This window comes from Piscinibacter sp. HJYY11 (assembly GCF_016735515.1).
Taxonomy (GTDB): Bacteria; Pseudomonadota; Gammaproteobacteria; order Burkholderiales; family Burkholderiaceae_C; genus Rhizobacter.
The window spans coordinates 3134143-3153170 of the sequence record NZ_JAERQZ010000001.1; the positions used below are offsets into that span (position 1 = coordinate 3134143).

At 68.0% G+C, this 19028-nt stretch carries 13 protein-coding genes; 1 reads left to right on the plus strand and 12 read right to left on the minus strand.

Annotated features, from left to right (window positions below; all coding sequences use genetic code 11):
* Positions 1 to 36 precede the first annotated feature (36 nt).
* Genes pbpC through JI745_RS14595 form a run of 3 tightly spaced genes read right to left on the minus strand, consistent with a single transcriptional unit; the run spans position 37 to position 9619 of the window.
* Positions 37 to 2151: a penicillin-binding protein 1C gene (gene pbpC, locus JI745_RS14585; protein ID WP_310738635.1), complete on the minus strand. Its 2115-nt coding sequence runs from the start codon at positions 2149 to 2151 to the stop codon at positions 37 to 39.
* A complete protein-coding gene (locus tag JI745_RS14590; RefSeq protein ID WP_201808167.1) occupies positions 2148 to 7988 on the minus strand; it encodes an alpha-2-macroglobulin in 5841 nt (1946 codons plus the stop codon). Before JI745_RS14590 ends, pbpC begins: the two co-directional genes overlap by 4 nt.
* A 56-nt stretch (positions 7989 to 8044) precedes the next feature.
* A complete protein-coding gene (locus JI745_RS14595; RefSeq protein ID WP_236675001.1) occupies positions 8045 to 9619 on the minus strand; it encodes a M48 family metalloprotease in 1575 nt (524 codons plus the stop codon).
* Between the two features lie 106 nt (positions 9620 to 9725).
* Between JI745_RS14595 and moaC the strand changes: the two genes are divergently transcribed.
* Positions 9726 to 10229, plus strand: a complete 504-nt coding sequence (gene moaC / locus JI745_RS14600; RefSeq protein ID WP_201808169.1) for a cyclic pyranopterin monophosphate synthase MoaC — start codon at positions 9726 to 9728, stop codon at positions 10227 to 10229.
* A 6-nt stretch (positions 10230 to 10235) separates the two neighbouring features.
* Here the strand turns inward: moaC and JI745_RS14605 are convergent, their stop codons facing one another.
* The 9 genes from JI745_RS14605 to JI745_RS14645 all read right to left on the minus strand — a co-directional run bounded on the left by JI745_RS14605 (position 10236) and on the right by JI745_RS14645 (position 18957).
* Complete coding sequence (locus JI745_RS14605; RefSeq protein ID WP_201808171.1) at positions 10236 to 12029, minus strand: PglL family O-oligosaccharyltransferase; 1794 nt, start codon at positions 12027 to 12029, stop codon at positions 10236 to 10238.
* 50 nt (positions 12030 to 12079) lie between these two features.
* Entirely contained in the window at positions 12080 to 12838 is a 759-nt protein-coding gene (gene tfpZ, locus JI745_RS14610; protein ID WP_201808174.1) for a TfpX/TfpZ family type IV pilin accessory protein, read from the minus strand.
* A gap of 53 nt (positions 12839 to 12891) precedes the next feature.
* On the minus strand, positions 12892 to 13500 hold the full coding sequence (locus tag JI745_RS14615; protein WP_404932813.1) for a pilin: 609 nt from the start codon (positions 13498 to 13500) through the stop codon (positions 12892 to 12894).
* An 80-nt stretch (positions 13501 to 13580) separates the two neighbouring features.
* Entirely contained in the window at positions 13581 to 14129 is a 549-nt protein-coding gene (locus JI745_RS14620) for a prepilin-type N-terminal cleavage/methylation domain-containing protein (protein WP_201808176.1), read from the minus strand.
* Between the two features lie 182 nt (positions 14130 to 14311).
* Complete coding sequence (locus JI745_RS14625; protein WP_310738636.1) at positions 14312 to 15112, minus strand: 3',5'-cyclic-nucleotide phosphodiesterase; 801 nt, start codon at positions 15110 to 15112, stop codon at positions 14312 to 14314.
* 149 nt (positions 15113 to 15261) lie between these two features.
* The gene (locus tag JI745_RS14630; RefSeq protein ID WP_201808178.1) at positions 15262 to 15939 is read right to left on the minus strand and encodes an FHA domain-containing protein; all 678 of its coding nucleotides are present in this window, start codon (positions 15937 to 15939) and stop codon (positions 15262 to 15264) included.
* Between the two features lie 76 nt (positions 15940 to 16015).
* Entirely contained in the window at positions 16016 to 16798 is a 783-nt protein-coding gene (locus JI745_RS14635; protein ID WP_201808180.1) for a Stp1/IreP family PP2C-type Ser/Thr phosphatase, read from the minus strand.
* A 41-nt stretch (positions 16799 to 16839) separates the two neighbouring features.
* Positions 16840 to 18120: a serine/threonine-protein kinase gene (locus JI745_RS14640; protein ID WP_201808182.1), complete on the minus strand. Its 1281-nt coding sequence runs from the start codon at positions 18118 to 18120 to the stop codon at positions 16840 to 16842.
* A gap of 102 nt (positions 18121 to 18222) precedes the next feature.
* A complete protein-coding gene (locus tag JI745_RS14645) occupies positions 18223 to 18957 on the minus strand; it encodes a TerC family protein (RefSeq protein ID WP_201808184.1) in 735 nt (244 codons plus the stop codon).
* Positions 18958 to 19028: the final 71 nt, after the last annotated feature.

Genomic DNA, 19028 nt, shown 5'->3' on the forward strand with positions numbered 1-19028 from the left:
CGCCGTGTGGCGAGGCCCGCGGATATTAGCCTGAAGCTAACGCGCGAGCTGCGCCGTTTTCACGCCGGCGCCACGCACTTCGAAGCGCACGCGCTGGATTTCACGGCCGTCGCGGCCGATGAGCTGCAGCTCGTGGCGGCCCGGCCACGGCGCCCAGCTGACGCGCGCGCCCTCGCCGATCCGCTTGCCATCGAGCACCCAGGTGCCACGCTCGCCTTCGAAGTGGATGCGCTGCGCACGCGGCGGCATGTCGGGGTCGATCGCAAAGAGGCTGCCATCGCGCGGGCTCGTGATGCCGTATCGCTGGCGTGCCTGCATCTGGGCGCTGGGTTGCCAGTGCGCCTGTGTGGTGCCGGCCAGGAAAAGCTCGTCACGCGCCGGCTCCGCGTTGCCGGCGAGCAGCACCCGCTCCTGCACGATGCCCTGGGGCAACGGCGGCCGCTTCGACACACGCCCGTCGTGCAGGTGGCGCACCAGCGCCTGCCAGATCGGCGCGGCACCGCTCACGCCGCTCACCTGGTGCATGGCCTCGCCGCTCGCGTTGCCCACCCACACGCCGACGGTGTAGCGGTCGGTGTAGCCGATGCACCAGTTGTCGCGCATGTCCTTGCTGGTGCCGGTCTTCACCGCGGCAAAGCCGGGGGTGACGAGCGCGCTGTCGAGGCCGAAGGTCTGCGCACGCGCGGCGTTGTCGGCCAGGATGTCGGTGACGAGGTAGGTGGCCGCCGGGTCGGCCACGGCGCGTGTTGCGGTCGGCGCGGCCTGCAAGACGACGGGGGCATGGACACCGCCATTCGCGAGGCTGCGGTACGCGTTGGTCAGCGCCTGCAGCGTCACGTCGGCACCACCGAGTGCCAGCGCGTGGCCATAGAAACCTGCGGACTCCGGCAGGGCGAAGCCGAGCGCATTCAAGCGCGCCAGCACCGCCTCGGGCCCGAGCATTGCGCCCACGCGCACCGCCGGCACGTTGAGGCTGCCGCCAAGCGCGGTGCGCGCGCTGACCCAGCCCTTGAAGCTCTTGTCGTAGTTCTGCGGCAGGTAGAGGCCGCTGCTCGTGGCGATCTGCGCCGGCGAATCGTCGAGCAGGCTCGCGGGCGTGATGAGGCGGCGCTCGAAGGCAAGGCCGTAGAGGAAGGGCTTGAGCGTGGAGCCGGCCTGCCGTCGCGCGACGACGCCATCGACCTGCGCCGCCTCCGACAGCCCGCCGCTGCTGCCCACCCAGGCCAGCACCTCGCCGCTCTTGTTGTCGAGCACCAGCACGGCGCCGTCTTCCACATTGCGGCCACCCAGCTCGGCGAGGTGCCGGCGCAGGGTGGCGACGACGAAGCGCTGCAGGCGGGCGTCGAGCGTGGTGCGCACCACAGGCTGGTTCAGCGTGAGCTGGCGCGCGACGTGCGGCGCCAGTTGCTCGCCCAGCACCATGCCACCGCGCTTGCGGAACGCACCGTGTGCCAGGGCCACCACGCCGGTGCACTCGAGCTTCTGCTGCTGCAGCACGCCACAGGCGCGCCGCGCGGCGGTGTCGGCATCGGCGTTCGGGCTGCGCAGCAGTGCGGCAGCGAGCGCGGCTTCTTGCGCATCGAGGCCGCTTGGGTGCTTGCCGAAAAGCGTCTGCGACAAGGCGGCCACGCCGACCAGCTCGCCGCGGAAGGCCACGCGGTTGAGGTAGGCCTCGAGGATCTCGCTCTTCTTCCAGCGCGCTTCGAGCCGCGACGCGGTGACGGCCTGACCCATCTTCTGCGAGACGCTGCGTCCGCCGGTCGGGCGCGCCAGTTCGTCGTCGAGCAGGCCGGCGAGCTGCATGGTCAGCGTGGACGCGCCACGCGTGCGCGTGTTCCACAGGTTGCCCCAGGCACTCTGCGCCACCGCGCTCCAGTCCACACCGCTGTGCTGGTAGAAGCGCTGGTCTTCGCTGAGCACGATGGCGTGCAGCAGCGCCGGCGAGATGTCGGTGAGCGGCACCCAGGGCAAGCGGCGCACGGTCTTGTCGACGCGCACCGTCTGGATCGGCGTGCCGCTGCGGTCGACGAGCGTCACGTCCGACGGCTTGTGCGCCGCCTTCACCTCGGCAAAGCTCGGCACGGCCTGCGCGGCCCCGGCACTGAGGCCGAGGGCCAGCAGCAGTGCTGCCGCCTTGCCCTGCACGCTCACGGCGCCACCTCCAGCGCCGCGTTGGGCAGCTCGCCGAAACTCTCGGGCGCGTACATCGCCTCCACGCGCGACGGCGGCAGCGAGAACTTGCCGCCGTTGTTGAGCCGCACGGTGTACTCGATCACGTGCTTGCCCTTGGGCAGGTAGTCGAAGTAGCTGCGAAAGGCCTCGAAGCTGCGCTCCTCGAACGCCGGCCAGGCCGTGCCGCTCTGCTTCTCGCCCGAGGTGGCGATGGTCGAGTCGCGGCCCAGGCCCGAGCCGAGCAGCGTGGCGCCACCCGGCACCGGGTCGCTCACCACCACCCAGGTCATGTCGCTTTGCGCCTCGACCTCCAGCCGCACGCGCATCACGTCGCCGCGCGACCACTTGGCCTTGTCCTTCTGCTCGACCGCGCTCACGCTGCGCGTGAGGCTGTAGCCCGCACGCAGCGGCGTCTTCAGCGGAATGGCAGCCAGGCTTTGCACCGTGAGCCAGGGCTTGCCGCTGCCCTGCTGGGCGACGTTGAGCGTGCCGCCCTTGTCGGGCCAGGCGAGCAGCGCGGCGCCGCCCTCCGGCTGGCGTGCCCAGTCGATGCTGGCGGGCTTGCTGCCTTCGACGCTGGCCACCGTGCTGCCAACGATCTTCACCGACTCGAACCGGGCCGAGAACTTGTCGAGCGCGAGCGACCCCCAGAGGTTGGCCGTGGTCGTGAGCCACGCGCCACCGCGCTGGCGGCCCAGGCTGCCGACCACCATGCGCGGCAGGTCGTCTTTCCACCCCGGCTCGTCGAGCACCGCGAGGATGAGCCGTGCCGCGTTGGCATCGGCGCTGTCCATCAGCCACCACCAGAAGTCGCCCTCTTCATTGCTGAAGCGCAGCGTGGTGCCGGCGTAGGTGAGGCGGCCGCGCAGGATCTGTTGCGCCTCTTCCAGGCGCTTGGCCTGATCGGGGATGCCTTTCACGCGCCGCAGGATCTGCAGCCAGTCGATCACCGCGGCAGTGGGCCACTGGTTGGGCGTGAGGTTGATCGAGCCCAGCATCTTCGGCTGCGCGCGGCCGTGGCGCGACAGCGCTTCGATGGCGGCGAGCTTGCGCACGTCGAGGTCGGCGCGCGGCGACCAGAACTTGCGCTCGATGCGTCCTTCGACGAACGCGGTCAGCCCGTCCAGCATCGAGGCCTGCGCCGACGAGGGCAGCTCGAAGCCCGCTTCGTGCGTCGCTGCGATCACGTAGGCGGTGAGGCGGTCGCTGCCACGCGCGCCCTCGTCGGCCCGCGGCGGGAAGTAGCTCGCGAGGCCGTCGCTGTCGAGGTAGGTCGGCAGCGTGTTGGCGACGGTGGCCCACAGCTTCGCGTCCTTCAGGCCCACGGCCTTCGAGGTCTTCTGCTCCAGGCAGATGAAGGGGTAGGTCTCGAAGTAGCGACGGATGCCGGGCAGGGCACCGGTGAGCCTGGGCTGGACCGCGACGTTGAGGCCACCGCGCTTGATGCCGCTCTCGGGCAGGGCATCGGCCGGCGCAGTCACCGGCAGCGTGACCGGCCCGTCGAGCTGCTGCAGCGTTGCCTGCAACACACGCACCGGCACCGCCGGGCTCACGAGCTGGGTGACCTTCACCCGGTCCTTCGCGCGCTCCTGGCCCGCCGCGCCGCCGACTTCATCGGCCGCGGCCTCCCACGCGATGCTCAGCGCTTCGGGCGGCACGGCCACACCCCAGGTCAGCTCCTTGGCAGAGCCGGCGGGAATGGCGACCTCCTGCGGCGCGAGCGCGATCGGCGTGCGCGCGATGTCGTCGCCGACACGCGCCGTGCCCTGCAGCGTCACGCGCACCTTCATCTCGCGCGCGGTGGTGTTGCGCAGCGTCAGCATCGCGCTGAACTGGTCGCCCTCGCGCACCAGCGGCGGCAGGCCGGGCAGCACCTGCAGGTCCTGCGTGACGCGGATGCTCGCGCTGCCGGTGCCGAACTGCTGCACACCCGCGTCGGCGATGGCCACCAGCGAGAAGCTGGTGAGCGAATCGTTGATCGGCACCTCGATCACCGCCTCGCCGTTGCCGTCGAGCACCACGCGGTCCTTCCACAAGAGCAGCGTGTCGAAGAGCTCGCGCGTCGGGTTCTTGCCGCCCCCGCCACCGGCGGCCACGGCTTTGCGGCCGTAATGGCGCCGGCCGATGATCTCGCTCTGGCCGGTGGCCGTCTCCACGCCCCAGGCGCGCTGCTGGATCAGGGCGTGCAGCAGGTCCCACGAGTCGTTGGGCTTCAGCGCCAGCAGGCCTTCGTCGACGGCGGCAAACGCGACCTCGGTGCCGGCCAGCGGCTTGCCGTCCTTCACCACCTTCACCTTCGCCACCGCTTTCTGGCGGATGCTGTACTGCGGCTTGTCGGTCGTGACCGTCACCTGCAGCTTGTGCTCGGCGATGCCCACGTCGAGCGCCGCCACCCCGAGCTTGAACGCCGGCTTCGACAGATCGACCATCGCGGTCGGCGCCTGGTACTCGCGCCCTTCGTACCAGAACGAACGCGCCCAGTGGAGCGGCTCCTTCCAGCCCCAGGTGAAGAACGAGTACCACGGCACGTGGCGGATGCGCCCGCGCAGCGTGAGCACGCTCACGTAGACGTTGGGGCCCCAGGTCTTGTCGATCTTGAGCTCCACCGTCGGGTCGTCGCCGCGCAGGGTGACGACCTGCGTCGCGAGGATGCCTTCGCGCTCCACGCTCACGAGTGCTGTCGCTTCACGGAAGGGCATGCGCACCTGCAGCCTGGCGGTCTCGCCGGGCTGGTAGCTCTTCTTCTCGGGCAGCACGTCGATGCGGTCGTCGTTGTCCTGCGCGAACCAGAGCTCACCCTGCCTGGTGACCCACACGGAGCTTGCGGCCTGCGCGAGGTTGCCGTTGCCGTCCTTCGCCTGCGCGATGAGCTCGACCTGGCCGGCGCTGTCGAGCGCGGCGTCGCAGAGCACGAGGCCGCGGTCGTCGGTGCTGCCGCTGCAGAGCACCCCGAGGTCCCGCGTCTCGGTGCGGTTGTCATACGCGTAGAAGCCCCCCACCATGCGCTTGCGCGTGCTGATCACCTGCGCCAGCCGGCCACGCACCTCGAGCTTCTGGCCCTTGATCGGCTTGCCGGCACTGTCGAGTGCGATCGCCTGGAACAACACCCGCCCGCGGTTGCTGGCCCACGAGCCGGTCTTCACGCCCAGCACCACCGCACTCGGCCAGAGCGGGATGCGGGTGGAGGCCGTCTGCACCTCGCCGTTGGGGTCGTTGAAGGTGAGCTCGGTGACCAGCTCGCTCGGGCGCGTGAGCTGCGGCAGGTCCTTCAGCGTGACGGTGGCCGCACCGTTGCGGTCGGTCGTGAGCGGCAGCTTGTCGGCGACGAGCCGGCCCTGTTCGTTGCGCGGCTCGTCGTCGTCGCGGTTCGTCTCGCGTGGCGGCCCGAAGTTGAATTCGTCGTAGCCCGGCATGCCGGCGCTGCGCTCGCGCAGCAGGGCGGTGAGCCGCGCCGGCGCGTTGCCCATGCCGCCGCCGGAGAAGTAGTTGAGTTGCGCGCTCACGGCCAGCTCCTTCGGCGCGATGGCCACCGCCTTGGGCCCGCTCACGCGCGCATCGACGAGGGGCAGACGGAACTCCTCGACGCGGAAGCTGCCGCTCGCCCAGCGGCGTCGCAGGCCGTCGTCCTTTCCGCTGTCACGCTCGAGCACCACGTCGTAGACCCCGAGCTTGGCGGCAGCCGGAATGTTCCAGGTGGCGCTTGCGCTGCGCGCTCCGTTCCAGCTGAGCGGCTGCACGTATTCCTGGCCGCTGCCCTGGTGGATGATCTTCATGCGCGTGGGCAGCTCGGCTGCCGCCAGCATGGCGAGGCCCGCCGAGGTCTCGCGGCGGATGAAGTGCTTCATCGACACCGTCTCGCCCGCGCGCAGCAGCGTGCGGTCGAACACGGTGTGGGCGCGCAGGTCGGGCTGTGGGTCCAGGCTGGTGGGGTGGCTGAAGCGCCACGACTCCACGCCCTTCTGCCAGTTGCTGAAGACGAAGGCGAGGTCGGTCGTGCCCTGGCCGACGGCCTTGCGCGCGCTCACGAAGAAGCCCGGTTCGCCTTCGCAGTCGAGGCCCCGCAGGTCGAGCGCCTTGTCGACCTTGGCGATGCCCTGCGCATCGGTGCGACCCTTCCACACCGGGTCGCCATGGCACGCGTACACGGCCACGTCGGCGTCGGCCACCGGCTTGCCGCGGTCGAGCGTGGTCACGAAGACGAGGCTGTTCTCGCGGCCGAGCTTGAAGTGCACGCCAAGGTTGGTGACGAGCACGCCGGTGCGCACGTACATCGGCGCCTTCTTGTCGAGCAGCGACTCGCCCAGGCGCTGCGATTCGATCTCGACCACGTGGTAGCCGGGCTCGGGCAAGGGGATGCCCACCACCTCGAACGGGCGCGGCCCGCTGCCCTGCAACTGCGGCAGGTCGAGGCGCTTCACGTCGGCGGCCTGGGCGAGCAGCGAGACCTCGCGCGTCTGCACCGAGCGCATGTGCTTCACCTCGCGCGTGCGGCCCTTGCCGTCGTTCACACGCTCGACCTCGTACCACTGCGCCTTCGGCAACGCAGCCTCTTCGGCCGTGACCGAGCTTTCATGGAAGCGCATGAGCTTGCGGTACCAGGCAAGGATGTCGGCGTCGCTGCGCAAGGTTTTCACCCGCACGGCACCGGCGTCCTTCGAGCGCAGGTCGCCTTGCACGTGGCGCAGCGTGACGGGCAGCATGGCCTCGGCGTCGCGCTCGATCACGCCGAAGGGCGCCGCGGCGAACTTGGCGATGGGCGGCGCTTCGCCGGTGGCCACTTTCAGCGGGAAGCTCGCGGCATTGGCGAGCGTGCGGCCGGCGACGTCTTTCACCTCGCGCGGCAACTCCACCACGAGGCTCGCGGACTCGGGCAAGGGCGACGGGAAGCGCAGCTCGCTCACCTCGGCCGCGGTGTCGTCCTTGTCGAACTGCGGCTTCATCGCCGAGCCCGAGGCCGGCTTCAGGCGCACCGCCTCGGCGGTGGCACGCGGCACGGGCGACGAGAAGCGAAGCGTCATCGGCCGGATCGGCAGGCACGGCGCCTCGGCGCGCTCACGCTCGCAGCTGAACTCGGCCGTGAAGGGCTTGCGCACGCGGAAGCTGTAGCGCTGCTCGGTGCGCGTCACGACCTGCGGGTTGGCCTGCGAGGCGATGCCGACGCCCCACACCAGCCGCACCGGCGTGTCGACTGGCAGCGGGCGCTGGCAGGCGACGAGCAGCCAGCGCGCGGCGTCTTTCGTCAGGCGGCGCGCCTTCAGCACCTCGTCGCGCACGCTGCCGGTGATGATGCGCACCGGCACCCGCTCGCCGATGCCTTCGATCTCGCAGCGCGCGTTGGCGACGACGGTCGACTCGACCGCCGGGCCGGTGAGGCGCAGCAGGAAGTGCTGGTCTTCCTCGATCTCGTTGCCGGCGTACGGCTGCGTCGCGCTGATGGCGGGGCCGCCGGTGCTGAAGCTGAAGTTTCCCGACGCGAAGCTGCCGCTGAGCGGCTTCCATTCGGCGCGTGGCTTCAGCGTGCAGCGTGTGCCGGGCGGCACCTGATCCTGGAAGTCGTACAGCCACACCCGGTCATCGGACCAGCGGCTGGCACCCTTGGGCACCGGGCCCTCGCACGCGAGGCTGAAGGGGTCGGGCTGCCGCAGGTCGCCGAAGGGCACCACGGCTTCGGAGAACTTGATGACGACCTGGCGCACCTGCGCCACTTCGCCTTGCGGGGTGACGCTCGCGACGGTGGCCGCGTGGGCCATGCCGGCACCTGCGACAACGAACAGCGCCACGCCGGCGCGACGGATGGCAGTCTTGAAGCGATGCATGCCTTTTTCTCCAGGCCTCCTTGGAAGGCGGCAAGGATAAGGGCTCGGCGTGGGGATCAGCCTTCGCGCTGGCGGTCTTCGGCTTCGCGGCGGCGCGCCTGCGCCTCGATCTCCTTCAGGCGCGCGTCGATCACCGAGGCTTCGATGAAGTCGGTGCTGCGGCTGCTGCGGGCGAGGCGCTGGCCCGCGCGCAGGCGGTCGACACCGCCCATCAAATCGCCGAGCGCGATGCGCGACTCGGCTTCGGCGCGCAGGGCCCGCAGCGGCTGGTCGAGCTTTTCCCAGGTGCGGCCGAGCTGCGACCAGACGGTGGCGTCATGCGGATGCAGCGAGGCCCAGGTCTGCAGCTCCTCGGCGCTGCGCTGGAGCGCGGCCTTGTCGCGCGGCGTGGCCACCTGCGCGGCGAGCAGCATCACGGCGCGCGATGACGGCTGGCCGTCGGACTTGGCAAAGGGCTGCAGCACCTCGCCGGCACGTTCGGTGTCGCCACGCGCGAGCAGCGATTGGGCCTGCAGCAGGGCCACGTCGCGCTGCGCCCGGGCATCGCCGCGTGCTGCGGCCACGGCGATCGGCAGCGCCGTGTCGGCACGCGACCAGTCGCGCAACAGCGTGGAGGCGAGCGCGCTGGCATACGCGGCCAGCAGGCGCTCGGCGGGCGGCGCACCGGCGGGCGCTTCGAGTGCCTGCCAACGGCGGAGCGCGTCGATGCGCGTGTCCATCATCACCTTGGCGCGGGCCTGCGCCGCCGCGTGGGCCAGCACGCCGACCGGTGCCGCGGCGCTCGAGGCGCCCTGGCGCGCACGCGCTTCGCCGATGCGCTCGGCGTTCAAGGGGTGGGTGCGCAGGTAGGGGAAGCCGCCGCTGTCGTTGAGCCGCGAGTTGTTTTCGAGCTTCTCGAACATCGCGGCCATGCCGCCGGGCGCGTAACCGGCCTGCGTGAGCACGGAGAAGCCGATGCGGTCGGCTTCGCGCTCGGCGTCGCGCGAGAAATTGAGCTGGCCTTGCGCGGCCACGGCCTGGCCGCCGGTGATGAGCGCGTTGGCGCCATCCATGCGCGTGCTGCGGCTGGCCGCGACCATGCCGAGGATCATGGTCACCATGCCGATCATCGACTGGCGCGCGCTGTTGGCCATGCTGCGCGCGATGTGGCGCTGGCTCACGTGGGTGAGCTCGTGCGCGAGCACGGAGGCGAGTTCGTCGCGCGTCGAGGTCATCGCGATCAGGCCCAGGTGCACGCCGACGTAGCCGCCCGGCAGTGCGAAGGCGTTGACGCTGCGGTCGCGCACGAGAAAGGCTTCCCAGGCGAAGCGCTGTTCCAGGTCGGGGCCGATGTCGCCGCGCTGGCGTGCGGCGGCGACGAGCGGGTCCCACAGCGACTGCAGGTACTCGAGCAGCACCGGGTCGTCGAGGTAGTCCGGGTCTCGACGGATGTTGCGCATGATCTGGTCGCCCAGCCGGCGCTCGCTGCCGATGCTCAGGTCGTCGGATGCCGACTCTCCCAGCGCGGGCAGGCGGCTCTGCGCCACCACCACGGTGGGCGCCGCGGGCACGAGCAGGCTCGCGGCACACAGCAGGGCCAGCAGGCGCTGTACGCGCCGCTTCGGGCGATGGGAAGAAGAGATGTTCAGCAAATCAGGCGAGGCCGGCACGGATGGTGTTGGAGCCGGGCAGAACGGGAAGGTTCGACCCCTGCCCGACTATCATGCCAGCGCCACATTGCCCGCTTGTTTCTCGACCATGTCCGCACCTGTGCCTTCCCCCGCTTCACCCCTGACCCACTTCGATGCGCAGGGCCAGGCGCACATGGTCGACGTGTCGGGCAAGGCCGAGACGCACCGCATCGCGCGGGCGAGCGGCGTGATCCGCATGCTGCCGGCGACGCTGGCGCTCATCCAGTCGGGCAGCGCGAAGAAGGGCGACGTGCTGGGCATTGCCCGAGTGGCCGCCATCCAGGCGAGCAAGCGCACGGCCGAGCTGATTCCGCTGTGCCACCCGCTGCCGATCACCAAGGTGGCGGTGGAGTTCGAGGTCGATGCGGGCGCGTCGCTCGTGCGCTGCACGGTGCAGGTCGAGACGCTCGGGCGCACGGGTGTCGAGATGGAGGCACTGACCGCGGTGCAGGTCGGCCTGCTGACCATCTACGACATGTGCAAGGCGGCCGATCGTGGGATGGTGATGGGCGAGATTCGGGTGCTGGAGAAGCACGGTGGCAAGTCGGGCGACTGGGTGGCGCCCGCTTGATCGCGTTCAGCGCAGCTTGAAGTCCTGGTAGGTGAACTTCCGCGTGGCCGGCGTGCACTGGAAGGGCGCCGGCACACCCTCGGGCCGCTTCGCCTCGCACTCCGCGAAGAACTCTGCTGAGTCGGAGTTGCGGAATTCGCGCAAACGGTCGGCGATGTAGCGCGCACGCTCCACGTCGCCCTTCTCCGCGTACGCCTTGGCCCAGGCCATCATCAGTCGGGTGTCGAGCAACAAGTGCGGCGCACGGCGGAAGGCTTTCCACGCCGTCGACGGATGCGTGGCCACGGTCGCGGCGGCGTAGTCGGCGTGGTGGGCAAAGAAGACGCTCTTCTGGCCCTGGGCGATGCGGTGGGAGAGCGGCGTGGGGTCGTCATCATCGACAGCGAAGATCTTGGTCACGCGCGTGTAGTCGACGACAGCGAACGCGGTGCCGGCGATCAGCACCAGAGAGCCGGCGATGAGCGCCGTGCGAAGCCGCGATGAGCCTTGCGGCGCCGCCTCGCTGGCGGCGTCATCGGAGGGCGTCGAATGCCCGAGGCAGATGCCGAGCGCGAAGGCGGTGGGCAACAGGAAGTAGGCGTACCACAACGGGTACTCCAGCATGCTGTGCACGACCATCATCAGCACCATCACGAAGGCCGTGCGGACCATCGTGCCGTGCGGCTGCGGGGTGATGCGACAGGCGACGAACGCCTTCCACAATGCCCATGTGAGCAGGGCCAGCACCAGCGTGCCGAGCGGAATGCCAAGCTCGACCAGCAGATTCAGCGGCAGGTTGTGCGTGTGGTCGAAGAAGGCCACCGGGCGGTTGGGGAAGGGGGTGAGCGACCACGCGAAGTTGAACTCGCCCCAGCCCACACCCAGCCACGGGTTCTGCTTGATCAGCTCGAAGGTGTTGGACCAGATGGCAAAGCGGGAGCTGGAGAGGTCGGATTTGCTGAGTTGCGTGTCACCGATGAAGCCTGCGCCTGCTGCGCGACTCCACTCCGACATCCCGAGCCAGCACAGGCCGTAGATCAAGGGCGCGACAAATAGGAGCACGCGCGTGAACCGTGAAAGTTGCCGGTCCAGCACGCCCCACACGGCCAGCAGGATGATGCACACCGCACCGGTGCGCGACACCGTCAGCACGTCGCCAAAGATGAGGCAGACAAGGGCCACGACAGTAACCGCTCGCCACAGCAGCAGTTGCGGCTTGCCATTCGACTTCTCAACAAGCGAATCGTGCAGCCAGATCAACGACGCCATCGACCACAGCAGCAGGCTGCTCAGGTGATTGGGCTGCCGGAGATTGCCCCCCGCTCGACCTTGGGCTCCCGGACGTGCGATCCAGTCGCCCTCGATCCATCCAGGCTTGAAGACCTGAACGATTGCAAACAAGAAGCTCACCAGCCCAGCCACCAGCAACGCCAAGCAGAACGCATGGAACACATTGCGGCCTGCCATCGCCCCGACCGATATCGCCAGCAGCCCGCCGAACAGAAGCCCAAGGGCGGACAAAGCCAATGCAGCGGGAAGCCTCTGCAGCACAAGGGACATCACAACGCCCAACACCAGCGCAATTACCACCAGCACGAGGGGCATCACGTTGCGGCTAAAGCCGCCTACAGGTCGATTGACGGCAACCACCGACAAGCCCAGAAAACTGCCCCAGCCGGCAAGTGACAGCGCCTGATTGAAGAACGTGGCCGACGGAGAGACGTTGTGCGCCAGCCAGGCCGGGCCGCAAACTGCCACGACGGCGACGGCGACATACGGCCACAACGCAGTTGCCGAAGGCTGAGGGTGATTCGGATGCATCTTCTGATTCTCGTCGCACTCACGCGACCGCCCACGGGACTCAGCGCGGATCAGAAGAACCCATCGAGCGGTGCGTAGCCGCGGACGTCACCGTTCGAGTCGAGCAGCACCACCCAGTCACCGCGCGCAGCCAACGGGAGAAAGCGCGCGTCGGCAATGTTGACCCCAGCAGTGGCGACGGCGTGTTCAATGGTCGATGCCTGGGCCGGATACTTTTTGACCAAAGCCGCAACAGGCCGGGACCTGCTCAAGGCGGCGGAACGAGACTGCTCGTAAGGCTGCCAGAAGCGTGGTCGCTGGCCCACATCGACGCCCTCCAGCCCCTTCATAAGGGCATCGGTTTTTTCTTCCAGCTGAGGTGGACGCGCCCCCAGCAACCACGGGCCGGACAAAGGGATCCGCTGATAGCCGGTCGGCGCGAGCGGCAGCTCCGGCGTGTAAACGTCCAACGCGCTGATCACGCGAAAACGGTCAACTTCAAAAATCATCGCCACGGGCCGGGCGATGTAGACGGTGTGCAGTCCATACGCCAAGGCAGCGACCTGAATCACGCCGATGACGGCAAGGTCGCGCCTGAGATGAGGCCAGCCCTTCTTGATGTTGAACACCGCGAAGGTGAGCAGCGGACCAAGGATGAGATCGACGACGGTGACCAGGACAAAGAGGTCCTGCCCGCCAGCGACCCGTCGGTAAATGCCAGGAAACCACAACCCAAAGACGAGCGCGGCCGCGAAAGCTGCGATCAGCGCAGAGATGAGCAGGTGGATTCCCGCCGCGCGGGCACGGCGCTTCAGGTCAACTTGGAACATGGCCAGCGAGTGTAGACGGCAGCTTCGCTACCGCTAGCACTCGTGGATGTCGTTCAGCGGCACTGAGAGGGCGCGTACTTGGGAAGCAAGGTACCCAGCGCAAGAGGCGTGATTGGATTCACCCCGCCATTCGCCATCGTGGTGGCGGTCTGCGACGCGCAGCCCCAGTCGATCGAGCCCGTGGCGGGCACGGCAGCCGCCAAGGCGACAGCATAGGGCTGTCCAGCAGGGGTATCTCGCATCCAAGGTGTGAGAGTCAAGGTCGGTGCCGCACCCGCACCAAGCTCCGGTGTGAACGTGATGGTGATCAGTCCGTTCGCCCCCGCAATCACGCTGGCGACGTATTTGCTCACCGCACCCAAGCCGCCTGGCACTTGGTTGTTCCAGGTCGTTGCGGCATTTGCGAGATCCATGGTTGTGGCCGAGTTGATGGCCAATCGAGCCTTCGCGTCGGCGGCCAACGCCATGCCTTCGGTAACACGAGTGCGGATGGTGTAGTCCTGATAAGCCGGCAACGCGACAGCTGCCAGGATGCCGATGATTGCCACGACGATCATCAGTTCGATGAGCGTGAAGCCTGTCTGGATCGCTGCATATCCTTTGCGCAGCCTGGTAGGCGCCGCCGCGCGCGGCTGTCTACTTGGGAAGCTATGTGCGTTCACGACAGACTCCTGTTCGTCGGTGAGAAGCTTTGGCGGAAAAAAAGGCGCCGGAGCGCCTTTTTAGGTGGGGCGGGCGCCGTTTAGCGGCACTGCGACGGAGCGTACTTCGCCAGCAGCGTACCGAGAGCCAGCGGGGTGATGGGATTCACACCGCCGTTGTTCATCGTGGTTGCGGTGGTCGAAGCGCAACCCCAGTCCACGGAGCCGGTGGCAGGCACTGCAGCACCAAGCGCGGCGGCGTAGGGTTGGCCGGCGGGGGTGTCGCGCATCCACGGGGTCAGGACCAGCGTCGGCGCCGCGCCAGCACCAACTTCGGGGGTGAAGGTAATCGTGATCCGTGCGTCAGCAGCGGACATGATGATGCTCGTCACATACTTCGACACGGCACCCAGACCGCCGACGACCTGGTTGTTCCAGGTAGTAGCCGCAGCCGTGAGGTCAACGGCGTTGGAAACGCCAACCGTCGCCGCCTTCTTGGCGCCATCGGCCAGCCCAAGACCTTCCGTCACGCGAGCGCGGATCGTGTAGTCCTGATAAGCCGGCAGTGCAACAGCGGCCAAAATGCCGATGATCGCCACAACGATCATCAGTTCGATAAGGGTGAAACCCTTTTGAATAGAACGCTTCATGGAGAGCTCCTGAAAGGAATTGGGGAGGGGGTGAGACACGGTTCTTCTGTTGCACCCTGCATGCCACCCTGAATCGGGGGAAAAAGCGTGGAATCCGACCTCAGTTCTGACACAAAGGGTCACTGGGTGATGCAGTTCACGTTGCAGGCAGACACAGATTGACGGAAATCGTCACTGTGCCTTCAGGCCAGGTCCAGCACCTGGCCAGCCTGAAGCGCGCTCAGGCGGTGACGGGTACTCAAGCGGCCAACTTCGGCCATGACCGCCTCGACCTCACCCGGCTTGATGTGGGTGATGTGCACGTTCACGCTGCCTTGCAGCTGCGCCAGCTCCAGGCCGAGTTTCTGCGGGTGCAGATGCTGGCTCAGGCACGCGAGATCGCGTTCCTCGTCGCTGAAGGCCGTCTCGATCACGAGGTGCGCCACCTTCATCGAAGACAAACGCCGCCACAGCGCCGGGTTGGGACCGGTGTCACCGGTGAATACCCACCATGCGTCACGGCCCTGCAAGGCAAAGCCGACGGCAGGCACGGTGTGAGCGGCACTCAGCACCTCGAAGGTCTTGCCGCCCAGTGTGAGTTGATCGCCCGTCTGGAATGGGACCATGGCCAGCACCGGCCGATCGGCCACCGGGAGTCGCGTGAAATCGGGCCAGATCACGCCATTGAAGATGTGAGCGCGCAGCGCCTGCAGCGTCTCGGGTAGCGCATGCACCTGGATCGGCCCACGCCCCTGCGACGCGCGCAGGCGCATCACCGCGTCGGCCAGCAAGCCGATGGACAGCACGTGGTCCAGGTGGGAGTGGCTGACCAGGATGTGGTCAATCTTCGCGAGCGCGTCGAGCGGCAGGTCCCCCACCCCCGTGCCGGCATCGACCAGCACGTCGTGGTCGACAAGGAAGGAAGTGGTTCGGCTGCCTTCGGCGATGGCACCGGAGCAACCGAGGACGCGGATTTTCATGGGCAAGGCGACAGGCAATGGCACGGGGCCGCGCGCAACACGCGCGCTACCTGGATGCTGCCGGCACGAAACACCTGCCGCAAGGTCGCAATGCGGCAATTCGCAACCAATGGCATGCGCTCACACCACGCCCTGGCGGGCCGCGTGAAAAGCGTCACGCAGCGGTTTCGCGCTCAGGTCTGGATGAACTGCATCTGGGTGCCGGCGAGTTCGATCACGTCGCCGTTCTTCAGGTGCAGGGTGTCGCCGACCAGCGGGTTGCCGTTGATGGTCGGGCGGGTGGCGCCTTCCACATGGGCGAACACATAACCGCCCGGGCGCTTGGTGATGGACGCCACTTGCACGCCGGGCTTGCCGACCGTCGTGACAACCTTGGTCAGGGCCACTTCGCGGCCGGCCGCCGCGCCGTTGAGCACCTTGATCGTGCCGGGCACCACGCTCTGGCCCAGGCCACCGAAACCGGAGTTCGTGCCCTGTGCCGAGGTGTGGGCGAAGCCATGGCTGTACGCCGCAGGGGCCGGGGCACCCTGCTTCATGATCATGGTCTTCTCGTAGTCGGTGCCGTCGTCGACGAGGTACTTGATCTTGTACTTGCCGATCTCGACGGTGTCGTTGTGGGTCAGCAGCTGCTTCTTGACGGCCTTGCCATTGATGTAGGTGCCGTTGGTGCTGTTGAGGTCTTCGATGAAGACGTCGGTGCCAACCATCTGCAGCACGGCGTGCTCGCCGCTCACCGCCAGGTTGTCGATCACGATGTCGTTGTAGGGACGGCGGCCGAGGGTGGTCTTGTCCTTGGTGATCTGTACTTCCTTGATCACCACCCCGTCGAGCGATACGACCAGCTTGCCCATGCTTGACCTCTGTGTTTTGTGTGTCTCAGGCCCTTGGGGCCAGGTTGATGATGTTGATCACCGCAACAGCGTCTGATCAGCGCCTGAAGGGCCACCATGACCGGGGCGCATTGCTCTGGCCTTTCACGCGCACCAACACCACGGCAATATTATCCTTTCCCCCCGCATCGTTCGCCGCATCGATGAGCGCATTGCCCATCTCGGGGAGCGCATCGTGCGACTGCAGTACCTGGGCGATGCCGTCGTCGTCCAGCATGTCGGACAGGCCGTCGGAGCACAACAGGTAGATGTCCCCCGGCATGATGTCGTGCAGGTGGGTTTCGAGCAGGACGGTGTCTTCCACGCCCACGGCGCGGGTGACGAGGTTCTTGTTGGTCGAGAACGCGGCCTGTTCGGGCGTGATGAGCCCGGAGTCGATCTGCTCCTGCAGCAGCGAGTGGTCGTGGGTGATCTGCACCAGGCGGCCGCCGCGGAAACGGTAGCCGCGCGAATCGCCCACGTGGCCCATCAGCAAGCGGCCTTCGCGGAAGGCGCCGACGACGAGCGTGGTGCCCATGCCAGCGTACTGCGGGTTGGAATTGGCAGCGTTGAAGATCGCCCGGTTGGCGTTGTCCACGCAGATGTCCATCGCGCGGCGCACGTCGGTGTCAGTGGCGTTGCTGGAAGCTTCCTGCAGCCAGCGACCGAGCTCCGCCTTGATGAACGAGGTGGCCATGCCGCTGGCCACTTCACCGGCGTTGTAGCCCCCCATGCCATCGGCCAGCACCACCAATCCGGCGGCTTCCTGGACGGCGATGGAGTCTTCGTTGTTGTTGCGGGCGCGTCCGGTGTCCGTGGCACTGAAGAACTCGAGCGTCATGGCGGGGTGGCGGGCGCGGGCAGGTTCGTCACGAGGGTGGTTCAGCGGCTGGGATTGTGCCCTGTATCGACACGCTCCATTTTCACGGTAGCGGCGAATCCGCTGGAATCGGGGGGGGCGGCCGAAGGGTCAACGGGCACCGGTTGCTGGCCTTCGGCCTTCATGCGCGCGACAACAGCGCGCAGGTCGGCGGCGAGCTGCTGCCCACCTGTGTAGCGCGCTTCAGGGCGCTTTTCAAGCGTCAAGGCGACAACACGCGCCAGCGCCTCGGGCAGGTCGGCGCGGAGGCTGCGCACGTCGGGCGCGGGCTCGTTGGCGATCTGCTGCATCAGCGTGGCCATCGACTCCGAGCGGTGCGGCAGCTTGCCGGTGAGCAACTGGAACAGCATGACGCCCAGCGAGTAGAGATCGCTGCGGCCATCCACACGGCGCCCGGCCAGCTGCTCGGGCGACATGAACGACGGGGTGCCCAACACCATGCCGGTGCGCGTGCGGGCTGAGTCGGCTATGCGCGCGATGCCGAAATCGGTGACCTTCACCACATCGGCCGATGGGTCGACCACGACATTGGCAGGCTTGATGTCGCGGTGCACGACACCCTGGCTGTGCGCGTAGTGCAACGCATCTGCCACACGCGCGACGATCTGCAGGACGCTGGTCACGGGCAGCAGCTTGGGCGGCTGCGTGTACGCCTGCAGGTTGTCGCCCTTCAGGTACTCCATCGCGATGTAGGCAAGCTCGCGCTCCTCGCCCGCATCGAAGATGGTGACGATGTCGGGGTGCTGCAGGCGCCCGGCGGTTTCGGCTTCACGGAAGAAGCGCTCGCGCGCCTCGACCAGCTCGTCGCCGGCGAACTCACGGCTGAGGGCCATGGTCTTGATCGCCACCTGGCGGCCGATCTTGGGGTCGCGACCCAGGTAGACGGCGCCCATCGCCCCACGGCCGAGCTCGCGCTCGATCTGGTAGCGGCCGAGGGTGCTGCGCTCGAGGCCCGGGCGTGTCGGGCGTGCGGCAGTGGATGGGAGGGAGGTCGTCTGGGCATCGGCACGCGGCGCTTGTGGGCGCCGGCCCCACAGCCAGCCGAGGTGGCCAAAGACGATCGCGAGCGTGACGGGCACGGCCCAGCCCATCGGCATGCGCAATTGCCACCACAGCAAGGCCCCCACCGCCCAGACGCTCGTCGCCAGCGTCACCGAGACGGCGATGCCTGCTTCACGGCGCACTCGGGGCAGCAGCCACGCGATCTCTGCCAACACCACCAGCAGGGCCAGGGCCATCGGCCCGACGCCCGCGATCGACGTGTGCAGGGGATGCTCCGCCATGCCCAAGACCTGTGCCTCGCCTCGCAGTAGTGGAGCCGGGACGGTATCACAGGCCGCTCCTTGCAGGCGGCCTGTGCAGACGGCCGCGCGGGCCTCAGGGTTTCAGGATTCGGCCGCCGAGGCGCCGCTGCCGCGCTTCCAGCGCACTGCCTGGCCCAACAACCACACGAGCACGGCACCGCCCACGCCCGCGGCATAGCGCAGCCATGCCGCCGGCTCGCCCTTGGCCTCGCCCACGGGCAGGTAGGGCAGCACGGCCGGGTCAGTGACGGCCATCGTGCCGGCGATCCAGCCGAGCAGCATGCCGCCCAGCACGATCACGAGCGGGAAGCGGTCCATCAGCTTGATCACGAACTGGCTGCCCCAGACGATGATGGGGATGCTGACCAGCAGACCGAAGATCACCAGCGGCATCTGGTGGTCGCCGCCGGCCGATTCGGCCGCGCCCGCGATGGCGATCACGTTGTCGAGGCTCATCACGAAGTCGGCCACGATGACCGTCTTCACCGCCGACCAGAGCTTGTCGCTCGCCTGGATGTTGGCGTGTCCTTCTTCCTCTTCAGGCACGAGCAGCTTCACGCCGATCCACAGCAGCAGCAGGGCACCGACGACCTTGAGGTACGGGATCGCCAGCAGCGTGAGCGCAAAGAAGATCAGCACCACGCGCAGGATGATCGCGCCGGCGGTGCCCCAGATAATGCCCTTGGCGCGCTGAGCGGGCGGCAGCGAGCGGCACGCCAGGGCGATCACCACGGCGTTGTCGCCCCCGAGCAGGATGTCGATCATGATGATCTGACCGACGGCGATCCAGAATTCGGGAGTCATGAACTGTTCCATCTGCGGTCCTCGTGGCGTGCAGCCGGGAAGTGTAGGAAGTGGAAGAGGCTTTCGGCGTGCGTGGAATTACG

Bases quoted from the DNA above. Each gene is read 5' to 3' on its own strand.
- JI745_RS14590 (WP_201808167.1), bottom strand. From the start codon at position 7,988: ATGCATCGCTTCAAGACTGCCATCCGTCGCGCCGGCGTGGCGCTGTTC.
- moaC (WP_201808169.1), top strand. From the start codon at position 9,726: ATGTCCGCACCTGTGCCTTCCCCCGCTTCACCCCTGACCCACTTCGAT.
- JI745_RS14605 (WP_201808171.1), bottom strand. From the start codon at position 12,029: ATGCATCCGAATCACCCTCAGCCTTCGGCAACTGCGTTGTGGCCGTAT.
- tfpZ (WP_201808174.1), bottom strand. From the start codon at position 12,838: ATGTTCCAAGTTGACCTGAAGCGCCGTGCCCGCGCGGCGGGAATCCAC.
- JI745_RS14620 (WP_201808176.1), bottom strand. From the start codon at position 14,129: ATGAAGCGTTCTATTCAAAAGGGTTTCACCCTTATCGAACTGATGATC.
- JI745_RS14630 (WP_201808178.1), bottom strand. From the start codon at position 15,939: ATGGGCAAGCTGGTCGTATCGCTCGACGGGGTGGTGATCAAGGAAGTA.
- JI745_RS14635 (WP_201808180.1), bottom strand. From the start codon at position 16,798: ATGACGCTCGAGTTCTTCAGTGCCACGGACACCGGACGCGCCCGCAAC.
- JI745_RS14640 (WP_201808182.1), bottom strand. From the start codon at position 18,120: ATGGCGGAGCATCCCCTGCACACGTCGATCGCGGGCGTCGGGCCGATG.
- JI745_RS14645 (WP_201808184.1), bottom strand. From the start codon at position 18,957: ATGGAACAGTTCATGACTCCCGAATTCTGGATCGCCGTCGGTCAGATC.